This is a genomic window from Planomicrobium sp. CPCC 101079 (assembly GCF_007859275.1).
Classification (GTDB): domain Bacteria; phylum Bacillota; class Bacilli; order Bacillales_A; family Planococcaceae; genus Planococcus.
Genome location: NZ_VOHC01000021.1, coordinates 1 through 17803, shown reverse-complemented (window position 1 = coordinate 17803; position 17803 = coordinate 1). Strand labels below are relative to the sequence as shown.

Below are 17803 nucleotides of genomic sequence, written 5' to 3'. Positions count from 1 at the left end.
TAAGCCGTTTCGGCTATGCGGCAAAACGCGCCGCTTCGCCGAACCGTCTTATGCCCGTCGAATCTGCACGGCCGCCTGCGCTTTTCGGTGTTGTCTAGACTCCAGTGCCTAGCTCCTCGAGTCGCTTCGGTCTCGAATCCATGGCAAGGAACGCCATGGCTTTCAAGCCCTCCAGCGCTTGTCGGAGCTGACCAGGCACTTCCGCTTTTCCATCGCTCCATGGGTTGACATGGTATAAGTCCATCTATACAATTAAAATTGTATAATTTAATTTTTTTTAAACGATTTATAGGTAAAAAATCTTTTATTATTCATCTTTTGAAAAGGTAATACGAATAGCAAGAGGAGGTGTCCGAATGGGTTTTACTGAGATCATCTTCGCTTTGCTTGGCATCATTGTCGGTGTAGTTGTTGGATATTTTGCGTTGAAAAAATCAAATGATTCCAAAGTGGCAGGCGCCAAAAACTCCGCAGAGCAGATTCTTGAAGATGCGAAACGAGAAGCGGAAGCGCTGAAAAAAGAAGCCTTATTGGAAGCGAAAGACGAAAATCATAAATTGCGTACTGAAACAGAATCTGAAATTCGGGAACGCCGATCTGAACTTCAAAGACAAGAAAATCGGTTGTTGCAGAGAGAAGAAAATTTAGATCGCAAGGATGATGCTTTAAACAAAAGAGAAGCGAGTCTTGAACGCAAAGACGAAGCGCTCGCAGAAAAACAACAGCATATTGTACAGATGGAGAGCAGAGCTGAAGAGTTAGTCCGTCAGCAACAGGCCGAAATGGAACGCATTTCAGCTTTAACACGCGAAGAAGCGAAAGGCATCATCTTGCAGGAAGTTGAAAATGAACTTTCAACCGATATTGCAGCAATGATCAAAGAAACTGAAGCGCGTGCAAAAGAGGAATCGGACAAAAAAGCCAAAAACATTCTTTCATTGGCAATGCAGCGTTTTGCTGCAGACCATGTTGCAGAAACTACTGTTTCTGTAGTCAACTTGCCGAACGACGAGATGAAAGGCCGGATTATCGGACGTGAAGGACGGAATATCCGGACGCTTGAAACCTTGACTGGCATCGATTTGATTATCGATGATACACCAGAAGCGGTTATCTTATCCGGCTTCGATCCAATCCGCCGAGAAACAGCGCGTCTGGCACTTGAAAAACTAGTGTCTGATGGCCGTATCCACCCGGCACGCATTGAAGAAATGGTTGAGAAGTCAAGACGAGAAGTAGACGAACAAATCCGCGAAATTGGGGAACAAACCACTTTTGACGTAGGCGTCCACAATCTGCATCCGGACTTGATCAAGATTCTAGGCCGTCTGCGTTACCGCACAAGCTATGGACAGAATGTCTTGAAGCATTCTGTCGAAGTAGCCTTCCTCTCCGGCTTAATGGCAGCAGAACTTGGCGAAGATGTAACTTTGGCAAGACGTGCTGGCCTTCTTCACGATATAGGGAAAGCCATCGACCATGAAGTAGAAGGAAGCCACGTGGAAATCGGCGTGGAACTTGGCACGAAATACAAAGAGCATCCGGTTGTCATCAACAGCATCGCTTCCCATCACGGAGACACAGAACCGACATCAATCATTTCGGTGATTGTCGCAGCAGCTGATGCCTTGTCGGCAGCGCGCCCTGGTGCACGAAGCGAGACTTTGGAAAATTACATCCGCCGCTTAGAAAAGCTTGAAGAAATCTCCGAATCATACGAAGGCGTTGAGAAATCCTTCGCGATTCAAGCAGGCCGCGAAATTCGCATCATGGTCCGTCCAGAACAGATTGACGATATGACGGCGCATCGCCTTGCCCGTGACATCCGTAAACGGATTGAAGAAGAGCTGGATTATCCTGGCCATATCAAAGTTACGGTGATTCGGGAAACAAGAGCAGTTGAATACGCAAAATAATACGATAAAGGCTTCGATGAATGTCTATTCAAAGAAGCCTTTTTCTTATGGAAAAAGGTGACTAAATGAAAATCTTATTTATTGGTGACATCGTCGGCTCGATTGGCAGAGATGCACTGGAATCTTATTTACCCCGCTTAAAAAGAAAATATGCACCGGATGTAGTAATTGCGAACGGCGAAAACGCTGCAGCTGGCCGAGGCATCACAAAAGCCATTTACCAAGACCTGTTGTTTATGGGCGTGGATATGGTGACGATGGGCAACCATACATGGGACCAGAAAGAAATATTCGACTTTATCGATGAAGTCGATTATTTAATCCGCCCTGCAAACTTTTCGGAAGAAGCGCCTGGGCGCGGCATGGCGACTGTAACAAAAAACGGCCAAACCTTATCTGTCATCAATTTGCATGGCCGCGTGTTCTTGCCGCCGCATGAGGACCCGTTTAAAACGGTGGACGCGCTGATAGAAGAAGCAAAAGCCATTTCGCCGCTTGTCTTTGTCGATTTCCATGCAGAAGCGACCAGTGAAAAAATTGCCATGGGCTGGCATTTGGATGGACGCGCTTCGGTTGTCGTTGGGACGCATACACATGTCCAAACGGCCGATGCCCGCATTTTGCCGAACGGCACTGCATACATCTCAGACGTTGGCATGACCGGACCTTACGATGAAATTCTGGGCATGACAAAAGAATCGGTGCTATACCGTTTCAAAACCAATATGCCGACACGTTTTGAAGTGCCGAAAAAAGGCCGTTCCGTTGTCAGCGGCTTTTATACCGAAGTGGACGACCAAACAGGCAAAACCACATCTTTCGAACGCATTTACATCAATGAAGATTACCCGTTCGAAAACTAAACGGGGTCTTCTTGTCGATTCTCCGACAATTCAGGCGCGCATCTTGTAGAGCAGCGGCCTTATTCAGTATAATAAGGTATTGATTGAAAGGGGTTTTTTCATGAATGAGGAACAGCGATTGCAGTCAACTCAAGTGGCAGCGACACCGGCCAAGCCTGAAAAGGATTATAGCCAATACTTCCAAAGCGTTTATACGCCTCCTTCATTGAAAGACGCTAAAAAACGAGGAAAAGAAGAAGTCGCTTATTTTGATAATTTTAAGATTGATCCTAGATTTGCGGACATGGGCAAGGGCCGCAAATTTTATATCCGTACTTATGGCTGTCAAATGAACGAGCACGACACGGAAGTAATAGCCGGAATCTTGATGCAGCTGGGTTATGAAACTGCAAATTCCGTTGAAGATGCAAACGTCATTTTGTTGAATACATGCGCCATTCGTGAAAACGCCGAAAACAAAGTGTTCGGTGAACTTGGCCATCTAAAACCATTAAAACTTGAAAATCCGGATGTTCTTATCGGGGTTTGCGGCTGTATGTCCCAAGAGGAATCGGTGGTCAATAAAATTCTGAAGACGTATGACCAAGTCGATATGATTTTCGGGACGCACAATATCCACCGCTTGCCCGAAATTTTAAACGAAGCGTATATGTCAAAAGAAATGGTCATCGATGTCTGGTCAAAAGAAGGCGATGTCATTGAGAACTTGCCGAAAGTGCGTAAAGGCAAGATTAAAGCCTGGGTGAACATTATGTATGGCTGCGATAAGTTCTGTACATATTGCATCGTGCCTTATACGCGCGGCAAAGAACGTTCACGCCGTCCTGCTGACATTATCCAGGAAGTCCGGCATCTGGCCGCACAAGGCTACAAGGAAGTAACGCTGCTTGGGCAGAACGTCAATGCCTACGGCAAAGACTTTGCAGATCTTACCTATGGCCTTGGCGATTTGATGGCTGAACTGCGGACGATTGACATTCCGCGCATCCGGTTCACAACAAGCCACCCGCGCGATTTTGACGATCATTTGATCGAAGTGCTTGCAAAAGGCGGAAACCTTGTGGACCACATCCATTTACCTGTACAATCAGGTTCGACAAGTATGTTGAAAATCATGGCGCGAAAATATTCACGCGAGCATTACCTGGAGCTTGTCCGCAAAATTCGCGAAGCGATTCCGAACGTTTCCTTGACTACTGACATCATCGTCGGGTTCCCGAACGAGACCGAGGAGCAATTCGAAGAAACCTTGTCATTGTTCAAAGAAGTCGGCTATGAAATGGCGTTTACGTATATCTATTCGCCGCGAGAAGGAACTCCGGCAGCGAAAATGGAAGACAATGTGCCGATGGAAGTGAAAAAAGAACGCCTCCAGCGCTTGAATGCCGTCGTGAATGAATACGCAGCGGCCGCTATGAAAGCATACGATGGCCAGATTGTCGAAGTACTCGTCGAAGGGGAAAGCAAGAAAAACCCTGATGTTTTGTCGGGCTATACGGCGAAAAATAAACTCGTCAACTTTGTCGGTCCGAAGTCCATAATTGGAAAACTTGTCAAAGTGAAAATAACAACAACAAAAACATGGTCTTTAAACGGAGAATTACTAGAAGTCGTTTCAGGCCAAGAAGTGGGTGTCTAAAAGAATGGCATATTCAAAAGAAGAAATTATCGCAAAAGCCCGTGAAGTGGCGGACATGATCGCTGAAACAGAAGAAGTGGAATTTTTCAAACGGGCAGAAGCACAAATTAACGAAAACCAGAAAATCCGCGAAAAAATTGCGAGCTTGAAAAGTTTGCAGAAACAAGCAGTCAATTTCCAAGCCTATGGCAAAGAACGCGCATTAGAATTGATTGAAGGCAAAATCAAAAAAATTGAAGAAGAAATCGACGCTGTGCCGATTGTCCAAGAATTCAAGCAATCGCAAACAGATGTCAACTCCCTTCTTCAAATGGTTTCAACTGCCATTGCCAACCAAGTGACAAACAAAATTATCACGGATACGGGCGGAGACATTCTTCGCGGCGAAACCGGTTCTAAAGTAGAAGCCAGCAAACCGAAGAAGCTGTCATAAGAACAGTGAAGCGTGAGAATTAAAAACTGAAAGAGCAAACGCTCTTTCAGTTTTTTCTTTTCCCTTCCCAAATTTGATATAATGAAGAAATAAAGAAATACCGTGAAAGAGGTTTTGAAATGGCACCTACACCAATGATTCAACAATATTTGCAAGTGAAGGCTGATTACCAGGATGCTTTTTTGTTTTTCCGCCTGGGAGATTTTTATGAGATGTTTTATGACGACGCCTTAAAAGCGTCCCAGCTTTTGGAAATCACGTTGACAAGCCGTGGCGGCAATGGCGATGAGCGCATTCCGATGTGCGGTGTTCCGCACCATGCAGCAAAAAATTACATTGATCAATTGATTCAAAAAGGGCATAAAGTCGCCATTTGCGAACAAGTGGAAGACCCGAAACTGACAAAAGGTGTCGTTAAACGGGAAGTGGTTCGTCTGATCACACCCGGCACCCATACAGAAGGTAAAAGCATCGATTCGAAATCTAACCATTTTATTGCAGCGGCTGAAGAACTTGAAGGCGGCTTTGCTTTGTCGTATGTCGACATCAGCACCGGTGAAGCGACGGCCACATACATAACAGGAGCTGGAAACGCGCTTCTGCAGGAATTGCAGTCCCTGCATATTCGGGAACTGGTAGTATCAGATCAACTGTTTTTATTGTTGAACGAAGAAGCGCAGGACGTTGTGTTGTCGATAGAGCCGATGGAATTTGCCTACAAGGCCGATGAAACACTGTTGACGGAATGCCCAGAAGAATTGAAAATGGGCAGCCGGCGGTTGTTGACCTATATCGCAAGAACCCAGCAGCAATCGCTTCAGCACATTCAGCCGTTTTCTTATAACGAAAATGGACAGCTTTTGACAATCGACTTTCATTCCAAGCGAAATTTGGAGCTTTTGCAGTCGATCCGCGGCGGCGAAACAAAAGGCACGCTTCTTTGGCTGCTCGATGAAACAGTAACAGCAATGGGCAGCCGAAAACTTAAGCAATGGCTGCATCAGCCACTCGCAAACAGACGGTTGATCGAGAACCGGCAGCGCATGGTGGAAGCCTTGATGGCGCAATATTTTACCCGAGTTGAACTTCAAGGGTTACTAAAGGAAGTCTACGATTTGGAACGGTTAAGCGGACGCATTGCATTCGGCAGTGCGAGCGGACGGGATTTGGCACAGTTGCGGAGCTCGCTTGAAAAAGTGCCGGCTATTATCAGCGAGTTGGCCAATTCAGGAAGTGATGTGCTAGCGAGTTTTGGAGAGAAGTTGGACCGCTGCGGTGAAGTTTGCGAATTGCTGGAAGCCATCAGTGAAAACCCGCCGCTATCCGCCAAAGAAGGCGGCGTCATCCGTGAAGGCTATAACGAACAACTTGATCAATATCGCTACGCTTCCCGCAACGGCAAAGACTGGATTGCGGAACTGGAACAAAGAGAACGCCAATTAACAGGCATTAAAACCCTGAAAATCGGTTATAACCGGATTTTCGGCTATTATATTGAAGTATCGAAAGCGAATATGCATTTGGCTGATCTCGATCGCTATGAACGGAAACAGACGCTGGCGAATGCAGAACGCTATATCACACCGGAACTAAAAGAAAAAGAAACCCTTATTTTGACTGCGGAAGAAGAGAGTTTGTCGCTGGAATACGAATTGTTTGTGAAAATCCGCGATGAAGCGAAGCAATACATTTCGCGCATCCAAAAGCTCGCTTCTACATTAAGCGAATTGGACGTGTTCCAGAGCTTTTCCGGCGTTGCAGAGAAATACCGTTTTGTGAAACCGCAATTCAACGACTCACGAGAGATTTCGATTATTGAGGGCCGTCACCCGGTCGTCGAGAAAATGCTCAACAAACAGCATTACGTTCCGAATGACTGCGTATTGACGGAACAGCAAAATATGATGCTAATTACGGGGCCGAATATGTCCGGTAAAAGTACTTACATGCGCCAAGTGGCGTTGACGATTGTTCTAGCGCAGATTGGCAGCTATGTTCCGGCAGAATCCGCCAACTTGCCGATTGTCGACCAGATTTTCACACGGATAGGTGCGGCGGATGACCTTGTTTCTGGTCAAAGTACATTCATGGTCGAAATGCTCGAGTCGCAGTACGCCATCACGCACGCCACTGAACGCAGCTTGTTGCTGTTTGACGAAATCGGGCGTGGAACTTCCACCTATGACGGTATGGCGTTAGCCCAATCAATGATCGAATACATCCATGATCATATCGGGGCCAACACACTGTTTTCAACGCATTACCATGAATTGACGGCACTTGACCAGTCGCTTGATAAATTGTGCAATGTCCATGTAGCGGCGATGGAGCAGTCTGGAAAAGTAGTTTTTCTGCACAAAGTGAAACAAGGGCCGGCAGATAAGAGCTATGGTATCCATGTGGCTGAACTTGCCAATTTGCCGCAAGCCATTCTCGGCCGTGCACGCGATCTTTTAAGAAGTTTTGAAGAAGACAAAAAACAGCAAGTCAGCCATGTCGAGCAGTTATCGTTTTTTGATGAGCGCGATACCGACAGCGAGGAAGTGCTTCAGTCGATTGCGGATGTCAACATTGCAGCGATGACGCCGCTTCAATCGCTGCAGCTGTTGAATGATTTACAGGCGAAACTAAGCAAGAAAGGATGAGACGATGGGCCAAATTCGCTTAATGGAGGAAAACTTATCCAATAAAATCGCGGCGGGGGAAGTGGTCGAGCGGCCGACCTCTGTCGTAAAGGAATTGGTGGAAAATGCCATTGATGCCGGCAGCATGGCGATTGAAGTGCTGCTTCTTGAAGCTGGCTTGACGTCAATCCAAATCATCGACAACGGGGCCGGGATGGACGATGACGATGCGTTGCTGTCGTTTTCAAGGCACGCAACGAGCAAAATCGCAAATGAACACGATTTGTTCCGCATTCGGACGCTTGGCTTCCGCGGAGAAGCGCTGGCCAGTATTGCATCGGTTTCTAAAGTGACGCTCCATACGTCTACCGGGGATTCTGGTACATTTATTCGCCTCGAAGGCGGCCGGCTGGTGGAACATCGGGCTGGATCGCTGCGAAAAGGAACCGACATTAAAATCGAACAGCTGTTTTTCAATACACCCGCCCGTCTTAAGTATATGAAGACCTTGCAGACGGAACTGGGGCACACCATCGACCTTCTCAACCGGTTTGCGCTCAGCTATCCAGCCATCTCGTTTAAGTTGTCGCATGAAGGGAAGACCATTCTCCAGACAGCAGGCAGCGGAGAGATGAAGCGCGTGCTCGCTGATATTTACGGTGTGGCGATCGCTAAAAAGATGATTCCATTTGAAGGTGAATCCCACGATTACAAAATATCCGGATTTGCTTCGTTGCCAGAAATCACCCGGGCCAACAAAAATTACATTTCTTTGTTCGTCAACGGCCGCTGGGTCAAGCATTATGCCATCGCGAACACGGTGCATCAAGCGTATCATACATTTTTGCCGCTTGAGCGGCAGCCGATTGTGGTCATGAATATCGAAGGCGACCCCTATTTGACGGATGTCAATGTCCATCCGGCGAAGCAGCAAATCCGCTTGAGCAAGGAAAAAGAGCTGATGGAACTGATCCATGCGACCATTCGCCAAACGGTCAGCGGAACGGTTCGCGCACCAGTAATCGAAAAACCGAAAGCGCCAAAGCAAATGCCTTCCAAGCAATTGGATATTTGGAAAGCTGCCTATACCGTGCAAGAACCGGTTGCGCCAAGCACTGCTTCTTTTACAAGGCCAACAGAGATGGTTAATGCAGTGACCGAAACCAAGAACGAGCCCGATCCAGAACCCGAAATTTTCCCTGAAGCACTTCCTGTTGAAGAGGTTCCAAGCAATGAGCTTCCGGTTAGAGAACTGCAGGAGGAGGAACTGGAACAAACAGTCGGATTTACGGAAGAGGAAAGCCCGCAATTTCCTGAACTGGAAGTGGTCGGCCAAATACACGGTACTTATATTGTGGCCCAAAGTTCAGACGGCTTTTATTTGATCGACCAGCACGCCGCACAAGAACGCATCAAATATGAATACTTTAGGGAAAAAGTCGGGCATATTAATGCGGCGGAGCGCCAAGCGCTGCTCTTGCCGATGACATTCCACTATAGCCGTGATGAAGCGCTGCGCTTGAAAGAAAACCTTGAAGTGTTATACGAAAGCGGTGTGTTCCTTGAGGAATTCGGCGATACTTCTTTCATTGTCAGAGATCATCCGACCTGGTTTCCGGCAGGCTTCGAACAGGAAGTCGTCGAAGACTTGATCGAGCAAGTATTGAACGAGCGCAAAGTGGACGTCAAAAAACTGCGGGAAGAGGCAGCGATTATGATGAGCTGCAAACGATCCATCAAAGCCAACCACTATTTGCAGAAACATGAAATGGAACGCCTGCTGGCTGATTTGAAAAATGCAGAGCAGCCGTTCACTTGTCCGCATGGCCGGCCGGTCATCATTCATTTTAAAACGTACGATGTTGAAAAAATGTTCAAACGCGTAATGTAATTTCCCTCTTTGGTCGATCTGCGCCTTTATTTGTCTTTATTGATGCCCTGCTGTTTTATCCTGATTCGGGAAGGGTAGAGCATAATGACAGGGCATTTTTTGCCCTTTAAGGAGTAAAGACGCAGGACCAAGGTTTATTCTGGTTGAAAGCAAGTCAGTACATCAACTCGACATTTAAAATGAGGGAGAGGGAATGCTTATGTTTTCTGCAAAACGACGATTACAGCAAGTTGCACATTTATCTAATCACCAGTACGATATTGTTATTATTGGAGGGGGCATTACCGGAGCGGGAATGGCACTCGATGCCACTTCCCGCGGACTAAGTGTCGCGTTGATTGAGATGCAGGATTTTGCAGCGGGAACGTCCAGCCGGTCGACAAAGCTTGTCCATGGGGGCCTGCGCTACTTGAAGAATTTTCAAGTGAAGATTGTGGCTGAAGTTGGCAGGGAACGTGAAATCGTCTACGAAAACGCGGTGCATGTAACCGAACCTAAAAAGATGCTGCTGCCGTTTTATAAAGGCGGTACATTCGGTCCGGTATTCATGAATATAGGGCTGCGTGCGTATGATATTTTGGCGAACGTCAAAAAAGCGGAACGCCGGACGATGTTAGAGCCAGCAGAAACATTGCATAAAGAACCTTTATTGAAACGGGACGGCCTTGTAGGAGGCGGTTATTACGTTGAATACCGGACGGACGATGCCCGGCTGACCCTTGAAACGATGAAAAAAGCGGCAGAACTTGGAGCGGTCTGCCTGAATTATGTAAAAGCAGAAGGCTTCATCTATAATACCGATGGCAAAGTGGGCGGGGTGCAAGCAACCGATCTTGTAGACGGCACGCAAATGGATATCTTCGCTAAAAAAGTCATCAATGCCACAGGTGCTTGGGTGGATAATGTGCAAGATTTTGATGCGGAAACACCGGAAAAAGAGATGCGGTTGACAAAGGGTGTACATATCGTTGTCGATCAGAAAACATTCCCGCTTAGCCAAGCGGTGTATTTTGACACGCCGGACAAACGAATGGTCTTTGCGATTCCACGGGATACCAAAGTATATGTCGGCACAACCGATGATTTCTACGATGAGGACCCTATTTCGCCAGCTGCTGACAAGAAAGATGTCGATTATCTGATCCAGGCTGTCAGACGGACATTCCCTTCTGTCCAATTAACTTCAGATGATGTCGAATCGACTTGGGCAGGTGTTCGGCCACTTATTTATGAAAGTGGAAAAGACCCTTCCGACATATCAAGAAAAGATGAAATTTGGATATCGGATTCCGGGCTGATTTCCATCGCTGGCGGAAAGTTGACCGGTTACCGGAAAATGGCGGAAACGACTATGGACCGAGTAGTCAAGCTTTTGAAACGGGAAACTGGCAGTAAATATGGAAAAAGCGTCACAAAAAATCTGCCGTTATCTGGCGGAGATTTTGGCGGTTCTAAAAATTTCGCTGAATTTGTCCATAACATGGCTGTTCAAGCTCCCCAATATGGTTTGAGTCCTGAAGAAGGCCGATTGTATGCCCAATTTTTCGGCACCAATGCCAAAAAAGTGTTCCATTTCTATCGTGGTCTTCCTGACAACGTTCCAGGAGGGATTCCAAAGACGCTGGCAGCTGTCGTTGAGTACGCAATAGAAGAGGAAATGGCACGGACGCCAAGCGATTTCTTCATCAGAAGAACAGGTGACTTGTATTTCCATATTCAGGATGTTGTCCGGTATCAGGATGGGGTGCTGGAATATATGAGCAAGGCATTAAAGTATACACCGGAACAAAAAGAGGCTTACCGTCAAGAGTTGTTAGCTGAAATCGAGCAAGCGACCCGCTATGGAAGGAAGGTACTTGAATGAAAGTGACCCGGAATTTTCTCGAAGCTTCAGACGGCCATGAAATTTTTTGTGAATTGTTTGAAGCGGAAAATCCGAAAGCGCATGTCCATCTCATACACGGGATGGCTGAACATATAGGGCGCTATGAGAGCTTCGCCAGATTTTTAGTAGGGAACGGCTACACGGTTTCAGGCCATGACCAGAGAGGGCATGGCCGCACTGCAGAAAGGAATGGCACGCTAGGATTCTTTGGAGATGACAAAGGTTTTGACCGCGTTGTAGAAGACGTAGAAGAAGTGGTTATGGCCGTGCAAAGCCAAATCGGTGAACTGCCGCTTGTGATATTCGGCCATAGCATGGGTTCGTTTGTCGCCCGCCGTTTTATGCAGCTGCATAGCGGAGACTTGAGCCGTGTCGTGCTGTCGGGAACCGGGGGGAATCCAGGGGCGGCCGGAAAAATCGGTCTTGTCTTTGCCGGGGCCGCTGCTAAAAGAAAAGGCAAAACAGAAGTTAGCCCATTACTTGGGAAAATAACTTTTGGCAGTTTTAATAAAGCGTTTAAAAAAGAAGAATCCCCTTTTGCCTGGCTAAGCAGCGATACCGGTGAAGTCGCTAAATACGAAAGCGATCCATTATGCGGATTTCCTTCCACTAACCAGTTTTATGTGGATTTGTTCACAGGGATCGGAATGATTCATAAAGCTGCTGAAGTGGATAAAATCCGAAAAGATTTGCCGGTTTTGCTGATCAGCGGTGCAAAAGATCCGGTCGGCGGAAATGGCAAAGGCATTTTTAGTTCCGCGGAGCAGTATGCGAAAGCTGGTCTGAAAGACGTAACGGTTTTTCTTGCTGAAGAAGGCCGCCATGAATTGCTCAACGAACAAAATAAAGAAATGCATTATCAAACAATAGTAGGATGGTTGAAAAAATATGATTGATGTAGTAGCAATTGTCGGTCCGACAGCCTCTGGAAAAACCGCGCTTAGCCTGGAATTGGCCAAGCGCTTGGACGGAGAAATCATCAATGGGGATTCTATGCAAATCTACCGTGATATGTCGATTGGAACGGCAAAAATAAAGCCTGAAGAAATGGCGGGCATTCCGCACCATCTGCTGGATATCAAAGATCCGGACGAAGCATTTTCTGTTGCAGAATACCAGAGGGTGGTACGCGGAAAAATCGAAGAAATCAAATCAAGGAAAAAACTGCCAATCATCGTAGGCGGCACTGGTTTATATGTGCAGGCGGTATTGTTTGATTACCGATTTACAGAAGCGCAAGTGGATGAAAACCTAAGGAAAAGCTTGTATGAGGAATTGGAGAATTTTGGCCCCGTACATATGCACGCCAAACTTTTGGCACTGGATCCGGAAGCGGATATCCATCCGAACAATACACGGCGGGTGGTACGGGCAATCGAGATTCTGCTGAGCGACGAAGAGAAGACCGACCGCAGCCTTGCTTTGTCCCCGATGTACAACGAAGTCATTATCGGTCTGGATATGCCGAGGGATGTGCTGTATGACCGCATTAACAAAAGGGTGGACAACATGGTGGGAGAGGGATTGCTGGCAGAAGTCAAGTCTCTTTATGAACGCGGAATCCGGGATGTCCAATCGATTCACGCAATCGGCTATAAGGAACTCTATGCTTATCTGGATGGGAAATTGGAGTTTGCGGAAGCTATCGAACAGCTCAAGCAAAACTCACGGAAGTACGCCAAAAGGCAATTCACCTATTTCAAGAACAAATTGCCGATTTTTTGGATTGATGCTATGGCTGACCCTGAAAAAAACTTTCAGGAAATTCTTGCCTTTATGCAGGAGAAAGAGCGAAAGCGTCGAATTCAGAAAGTGGATGTACAAAATAAAGAGCAGGGGATATAAGGGGGATTTTCATGAAACCGGTTAATATTCAAGATGTCTATTTGAATCAGCTTCGTAAAAACAATATTTTTGTTACTGTTTTTCTACTGAATGGCTTCCAATTGAAAGGGACCATCAAATCATACGATAATTTTACGGTGCTGGTTGAAACAGAAGGCAAACAACAGCTTATCTACAAACACGCTATCTCCACTTTTTCTCCGGCGAAAGCAGTCGCAATCGAACATCAAGAGTGAAATCAGGAACCAGCCAGGTCATTCGGCTGGTTCTTTTCATTGACAGCGGAAAGGCTGCAGTATACGATTTCAAAGTGAATAGATTTTGAATCAGGGGGTATTAAGTAGTGAAATCCATAACGACAGACGATTTGCAAAAACTTGTGGAATCCGGAGCAGAATTGAACTTGATCGATGTCCGCGAAGCGGAAGAAGTAGCTTATGGAATGGTACCGGGGGCAGTTCATATCCCACTTGGCCAATTGCCTGAGCAAGTTGGCGCTTTGGAGCAAGAAAAAGAATATCATGTAATTTGCAAAGCAGGCGGGCGCAGCGCAATGGCTTGCGACTATCTGGCGAACAACGGCTTTCAGACAGTGAACGTTGAAGGCGGCATGATGGAATGGAACGGAGAAGTCATCGCTTAATATCTACTTTAGGCAAAAAAAAACAGATCGAAGAGCTGATCAGCTCTTCGATCTGTTTTTTTAAAGCGATTGAATTTGGCGCGTTGGCAGTCTCCATTTGAAGGTATATGACAATATGCGCAAAACGGTGATGGCGAGGAACAAAAGGTATAAGCCCAAATCGATGCGAATAATTTCAAAACTGATTACCAATCCGGCACAGGCAGCCCATACCGCATAAATTTCGGCTTTGAAGACCAGCGGTTTTCTGCCGGCAAACACATCGCGGATAATTCCGCCGCCCGAACCCGTCAAAATGGCAGCGACGATGACGGCGTAAATCGGCAATTCCAATTCAACGGCGTACATAGCGCCTTGTACGGCAAAAGCCGACAAACCGATGGCGTCAAAAAAATTCCCCCATCGGTTCCAATGCCCGAGTAACCTATGAGGAAACAAAAATACGATAGTTATCGAGGCCAAAGCCAACTGGAACATCATTTCCTGTTCCCAAAGCGCCGAAACGGGTACACCTATCAAAAGATTTCGGATTGCGCCTCCGCCAAAAGCGGTGACTACACCGAGAATATAAACACCGAAAATATCATACTCTTCTTCCATAGCGACAATCGCGCCTGACACGGCGAACGCAATTGTTCCAATGGCACTTAATACTTCCCAAGCCATTACTTGTATCCTCCTAAAAAATGCAACTCTATGAATTGTAGCAGAATTTGACGCAATTTCAAGTAGTCGCGATAATAGAATAGTGACCAAAACAGAACGGAGAATTTGATGCAAACTACAATAAACACAATAGAAGAACTGATTCAGCCTCAATTGAAAAAAGCGGACGACATCGCTTTTATTAACCAGCGGAAAGTGCTGGAAGCATTCCAGCAGCAGCAAGTCAGCGACCACCATTTTAATCCTTCAACTGGCTATGGGTATGACGATGAAGGCCGCGATACGCTTGAGCGTGTCTATGCAGATGTCTTTAAAGCAGAAGCGGCGCTTGTCCGGCCACAAATCATCTCTGGCACCCATGCCATCACCATATCGTTATTCGGTGTTTTGCGGCCGGGAGATGAACTGTTGTATATAACAGGAAAACCGTATGATACGCTTGATTCCATTGTTTCGGGAGGTGAACGCGATACAGGATCGCTCCGGGATTTCGGCATCATGTATCAGCATGTCGATCTGACTTCTGAAAACCGCGTGGACTGGAATGCGGTAGAACGAGCGATCCATGAACGCACCAAAGTGGTTGCGATCCAACGGTCGCGTGGTTATGACACGCGGCCATCTTTTACCATCGGCCAAATTGAAAGCATGATTGAAAAAATCCGTCAGCTAAAGCCGGAAGCAATTGTTTTTGTCGACAATTGTTACGGAGAATTTGTCGAAGAGCGAGAACCGATTGAAGCCGGAGCGGATTTGATTGCGGGGTCGCTTATCAAAAATCCAGGCGGCGGCCTTGCTAAAATCGGCGGCTATATTGCCGGTAAGCGGGAGCTGGTGGAGAAATGCGCGTTTCGAATGACTTCGCCGGGAATCGGCGGGGAAGCTGGAGCATCGCTTAACACCTTGCCGGACATGTACCAAGGGTTTTTTATGGCTCCGCACATTGTGGCGCAAGCTTTAAAAGGCGCCATATTTACAGCTGCGCTGCTTGAGTCGGTTGGCATGGCTTCCACTCCGCATTATTCCGATAAGCGGACGGACCTGATTCAATCGGTGTCATTCAAAACTGCAGAGCAAATGATTGCTTTCTGCCAAACAATCCAAGCAAGCTCACCGGTCAATGCCCGTTTTAAACCGGAACCGGCATATATGCCCGGCTATAAAGATGACGTTATTATGGCGGCTGGGACATTTGTACAAGGATCGAGCATTGAACTGACGGCAGATGGCCCAATCCGTCCGCCCTATACCGCTTTTGTCCAAGGTGGCTTGACGTATGAACATGTTAAAATCGCCGTATTGAATTCAGTCGAAGCGTTAAAAAAGCAAAATCTATTATAAAAATATCCCCACGCGAAAATGTGGGGATATTTTTGTGTAAGGAAATGTAACATCGAGTTGACAAGTAATCTGACATCTATTACACTAAAATAGTAGTACAATATAAAGTGGGTGAAACAAAATGACGAATCGCGTTCGACGGTCGATGCCGCTTCTGCCCATCAGCATAGTCATGCAGCTGACGGATTTGACAGCGCGCCAAATCCGGTATTACGAAGAGCACGAGTTAATTCGCCCGGCCCGCACGGAAGGCAACAAACGCATGTTTTCATTAAATGACGTGGATGTTCTTTTGGAGATCAAAGAGTATTTGGACCAAGGCCTCAATATGGCCGGCATCAAGAAGATTTTTGAACTGAGAGTGCAGCCGAAAGCGGAAGTGGCAGAGCAAAAAACGGTAAGTGATACTGAACTGCGCCAGATTTTGCGGGAAGAGATTCTGCAATCCCGTTCTTATGAACGCGGCGGCTATCGACAAGGTGATTTATCCCGTTTCTTTCATTAAAGAGCGGGCTTACATAAACATACATAGGAGAGTGAAACCATGGCAAAGTACACAAAAGAAGACATTAAACGTTTAGTGCAAGAAGAAGAAGTAAATTTTATCCGTTTACAGTTCACTGATATTCTAGGAATCATCAAAAACGTTGAAATTCCTATTTCTCAGCTGGATAAAGCGCTTGACAATAAAATGATGTTCGACGGCTCTTCGATTGACGGATTTGTCCGCATCGAAGAATCAGATATGTACTTATTCCCTGATTTGGATACTTGGGTGGTATTTCCTTGGATCACAGGCAAAGGAAAAGTTGCCCGTTTGATCTGTGACATCTACCGTCCGGACGGCACTCCATTCGAGGGGGATCCACGCAATAACTTGAAGCGTGTCCTTAAAGAGATGGAAGAACTTGGTTTCACTCATTTCAACCTAGGGCCTGAACCGGAATTTTTCCTTTTCAAATTAGATGAAAAAGGCGAGCCTTCACTCGACTTGAACGACAATGGCGGCTATTTCGACTTGGCGCCAGTCGACTTGGGGGAAAACTGCCGCCGCGATATCGTATTGGAATTGGAAGCAATGGGCTTTGAAATTGAAGCTTCCCACCATGAAGTGGCTCCAGGACAACACGAAATCGATTTTAAATACGCGGATGCAATCAAAGCATGTGACGATATCCAAACATTTAAACTGGTTGTAAAAACGGTTGCACGCCAACACGGCCTGCATGCGACATTCATGCCAAAACCATTGTTCGGCGTGAACGGTTCGGGAATGCACATGAACGTTTCATTGTTTAACGGCAAAACAAATACATTCTTGGATGAAGATGGCGATTTGAAATTGAGTGAAACAGCGTACCAGTTCCTAGCAGGAATTTTGGAGCACGCACAAGGCTTCACGGCAGTAACCAACCCGACAGTCAACTCGTATAAGCGCCTGGTGCCTGGTTACGAAGCGCCTTGCTACGTGGCTTGGTCAGGGCAAAACAGAAGCCCGCTTATCCGTATTCCGGCTTCACGCGGATTGTCAACACGCGTTGAAATCCGTTCAGTTGATCCAGCTGCCAACCCATACCTGGCGATGGCTGTTCTTTTGAGCGCTGGCCTCGATGGCATCCGTAAAAAAATGACGCCGCCAAAAGCGGTAGACCGCAACATCTATGCGATGAACAGAAGAGAGCGCGAAGCAGTCGGCATTCAAGATTTGCCAGCAACGTTGTATGCAGCCCTTCAGGAATTGCAAGATAACGAAGTGATGAAAAAAGCGCTTGGCGAACACATCCTGCACAATTTCATTGAAGCGAAAGAAATTGAATGGGACATGTTCCGCGTCAATGTACATCCATGGGAACGCGAACAGTACTTGAAAATGTATTAATAGTAAAACCGTTGGGGCTCTAGTAGAGTGACCCAATAAAATGAGACAAGGAAAAACACCGCCATCGTCGTATGTAGTTATCCACGACAAATTGGAGGTGTTTTTCTGTATGGGTTCAAAAAAGGGATCAACCAAGCGATTCTATCCAGAAGAAATTAAGCAAGCGGTCATTCAACTG

General features: G+C 46.5%; 16 protein-coding genes. 15 read left to right on the top strand and 1 reads right to left on the bottom strand.

Translation table 11 applies throughout. The annotated features are described in order from the left end of the window. The first annotated feature begins 15 nt into the window (after positions 1 to 15). The 12 genes from FQV28_RS08025 to FQV28_RS07970 all read left to right on the top strand — a co-directional run bounded on the left by FQV28_RS08025 (position 16) and on the right by FQV28_RS07970 (position 13739). Positions 16 to 228: a hypothetical protein gene (locus tag FQV28_RS08025; protein WP_146495328.1), complete on the top strand. Its 213-nt coding sequence runs from the start codon at positions 16 to 18 to the stop codon at positions 226 to 228. 128 nt (positions 229 to 356) lie between these two features. Beyond that, positions 357 to 1916 (top strand): ribonuclease Y, encoded by a 1560-nt coding sequence (rny, locus tag FQV28_RS08020; protein ID WP_146495326.1) that lies wholly within the window; start codon positions 357 to 359, stop codon positions 1914 to 1916. A 65-nt stretch (positions 1917 to 1981) separates the two neighbouring features. Beyond that, complete coding sequence (locus tag FQV28_RS08015) at positions 1982 to 2779, top strand: TIGR00282 family metallophosphoesterase (protein WP_146495324.1); 798 nt, start codon at positions 1982 to 1984, stop codon at positions 2777 to 2779. A gap of 100 nt (positions 2780 to 2879) precedes the next feature. Continuing rightward, positions 2880 to 4418, top strand: coding sequence for a tRNA (N6-isopentenyl adenosine(37)-C2)-methylthiotransferase MiaB (gene miaB, locus FQV28_RS08010; protein ID WP_146495322.1), 1539 nt, complete (start codon positions 2880 to 2882; stop codon positions 4416 to 4418). Between the two features lie 4 nt (positions 4419 to 4422). After that, positions 4423 to 4851, top strand: a complete 429-nt coding sequence (locus tag FQV28_RS08005) for a YlbF/YmcA family competence regulator (RefSeq protein ID WP_146495320.1) — start codon at positions 4423 to 4425, stop codon at positions 4849 to 4851. Between the two features lie 119 nt (positions 4852 to 4970). Next, positions 4971 to 7496, top strand: a complete 2526-nt coding sequence (gene mutS, locus FQV28_RS08000; RefSeq protein ID WP_146495318.1) for a DNA mismatch repair protein MutS — start codon at positions 4971 to 4973, stop codon at positions 7494 to 7496. A 4-nt stretch (positions 7497 to 7500) separates the two neighbouring features. Beyond that, on the top strand, positions 7501 to 9366 hold the full coding sequence (mutL, locus tag FQV28_RS07995; protein WP_146495316.1) for a DNA mismatch repair endonuclease MutL: 1866 nt from the start codon (positions 7501 to 7503) through the stop codon (positions 9364 to 9366). Positions 9367 to 9565: 199 nt separating this feature from the next. Beyond that, positions 9566 to 11230 carry a glycerol-3-phosphate dehydrogenase/oxidase gene (locus FQV28_RS07990; protein WP_146495314.1) on the top strand — a complete coding sequence of 555 codons (1665 nt, stop codon included), beginning with the start codon at positions 9566 to 9568 and terminating at the stop codon, positions 11228 to 11230. Further along, the gene (locus FQV28_RS07985) at positions 11227 to 12147 is read left to right on the top strand and encodes an alpha/beta fold hydrolase (protein ID WP_146495312.1); all 921 of its coding nucleotides are present in this window, start codon (positions 11227 to 11229) and stop codon (positions 12145 to 12147) included. The genes FQV28_RS07990 and FQV28_RS07985 overlap by 4 nt, the downstream gene beginning before the upstream one ends. Further along, complete coding sequence (gene miaA / locus FQV28_RS07980; RefSeq protein WP_146495310.1) at positions 12140 to 13096, top strand: tRNA (adenosine(37)-N6)-dimethylallyltransferase MiaA; 957 nt, start codon at positions 12140 to 12142, stop codon at positions 13094 to 13096. The genes FQV28_RS07985 and miaA overlap by 8 nt, the downstream gene beginning before the upstream one ends. Before the next feature lie 11 nt (positions 13097 to 13107). Continuing rightward, positions 13108 to 13332, top strand: a complete 225-nt coding sequence (gene hfq, locus FQV28_RS07975; protein WP_146495308.1) for an RNA chaperone Hfq — start codon at positions 13108 to 13110, stop codon at positions 13330 to 13332. 107 nt (positions 13333 to 13439) lie between these two features. Next, a complete protein-coding gene (locus tag FQV28_RS07970; protein ID WP_146495306.1) occupies positions 13440 to 13739 on the top strand; it encodes a rhodanese-like domain-containing protein in 300 nt (99 codons plus the stop codon). Positions 13740 to 13799: 60 nt separating this feature from the next. Here the strand turns inward: FQV28_RS07970 and FQV28_RS07965 are convergent, their stop codons facing one another. Then, a complete protein-coding gene (locus FQV28_RS07965) occupies positions 13800 to 14405 on the bottom strand; it encodes a trimeric intracellular cation channel family protein (protein WP_146495304.1) in 606 nt (201 codons plus the stop codon). Between the two features lie 108 nt (positions 14406 to 14513). Between FQV28_RS07965 and FQV28_RS07960 the strand changes: the two genes are divergently transcribed. The 3 genes from FQV28_RS07960 to glnA all read left to right on the top strand — a co-directional run bounded on the left by FQV28_RS07960 (position 14514) and on the right by glnA (position 17625). After that, positions 14514 to 15746, top strand: coding sequence for a methionine gamma-lyase family protein (locus FQV28_RS07960; RefSeq protein ID WP_146495302.1), 1233 nt, complete (start codon positions 14514 to 14516; stop codon positions 15744 to 15746). 121 nt (positions 15747 to 15867) lie between these two features. Further along, positions 15868 to 16251 (top strand): MerR family transcriptional regulator, encoded by a 384-nt coding sequence (locus tag FQV28_RS07955; RefSeq protein WP_146495300.1) that lies wholly within the window; start codon positions 15868 to 15870, stop codon positions 16249 to 16251. Positions 16252 to 16290: 39 nt separating this feature from the next. Continuing rightward, positions 16291 to 17625, top strand: a complete 1335-nt coding sequence (gene glnA, locus FQV28_RS07950) for a type I glutamate--ammonia ligase (protein ID WP_146495298.1) — start codon at positions 16291 to 16293, stop codon at positions 17623 to 17625. Positions 17626 to 17803 lie beyond the last annotated feature (178 nt).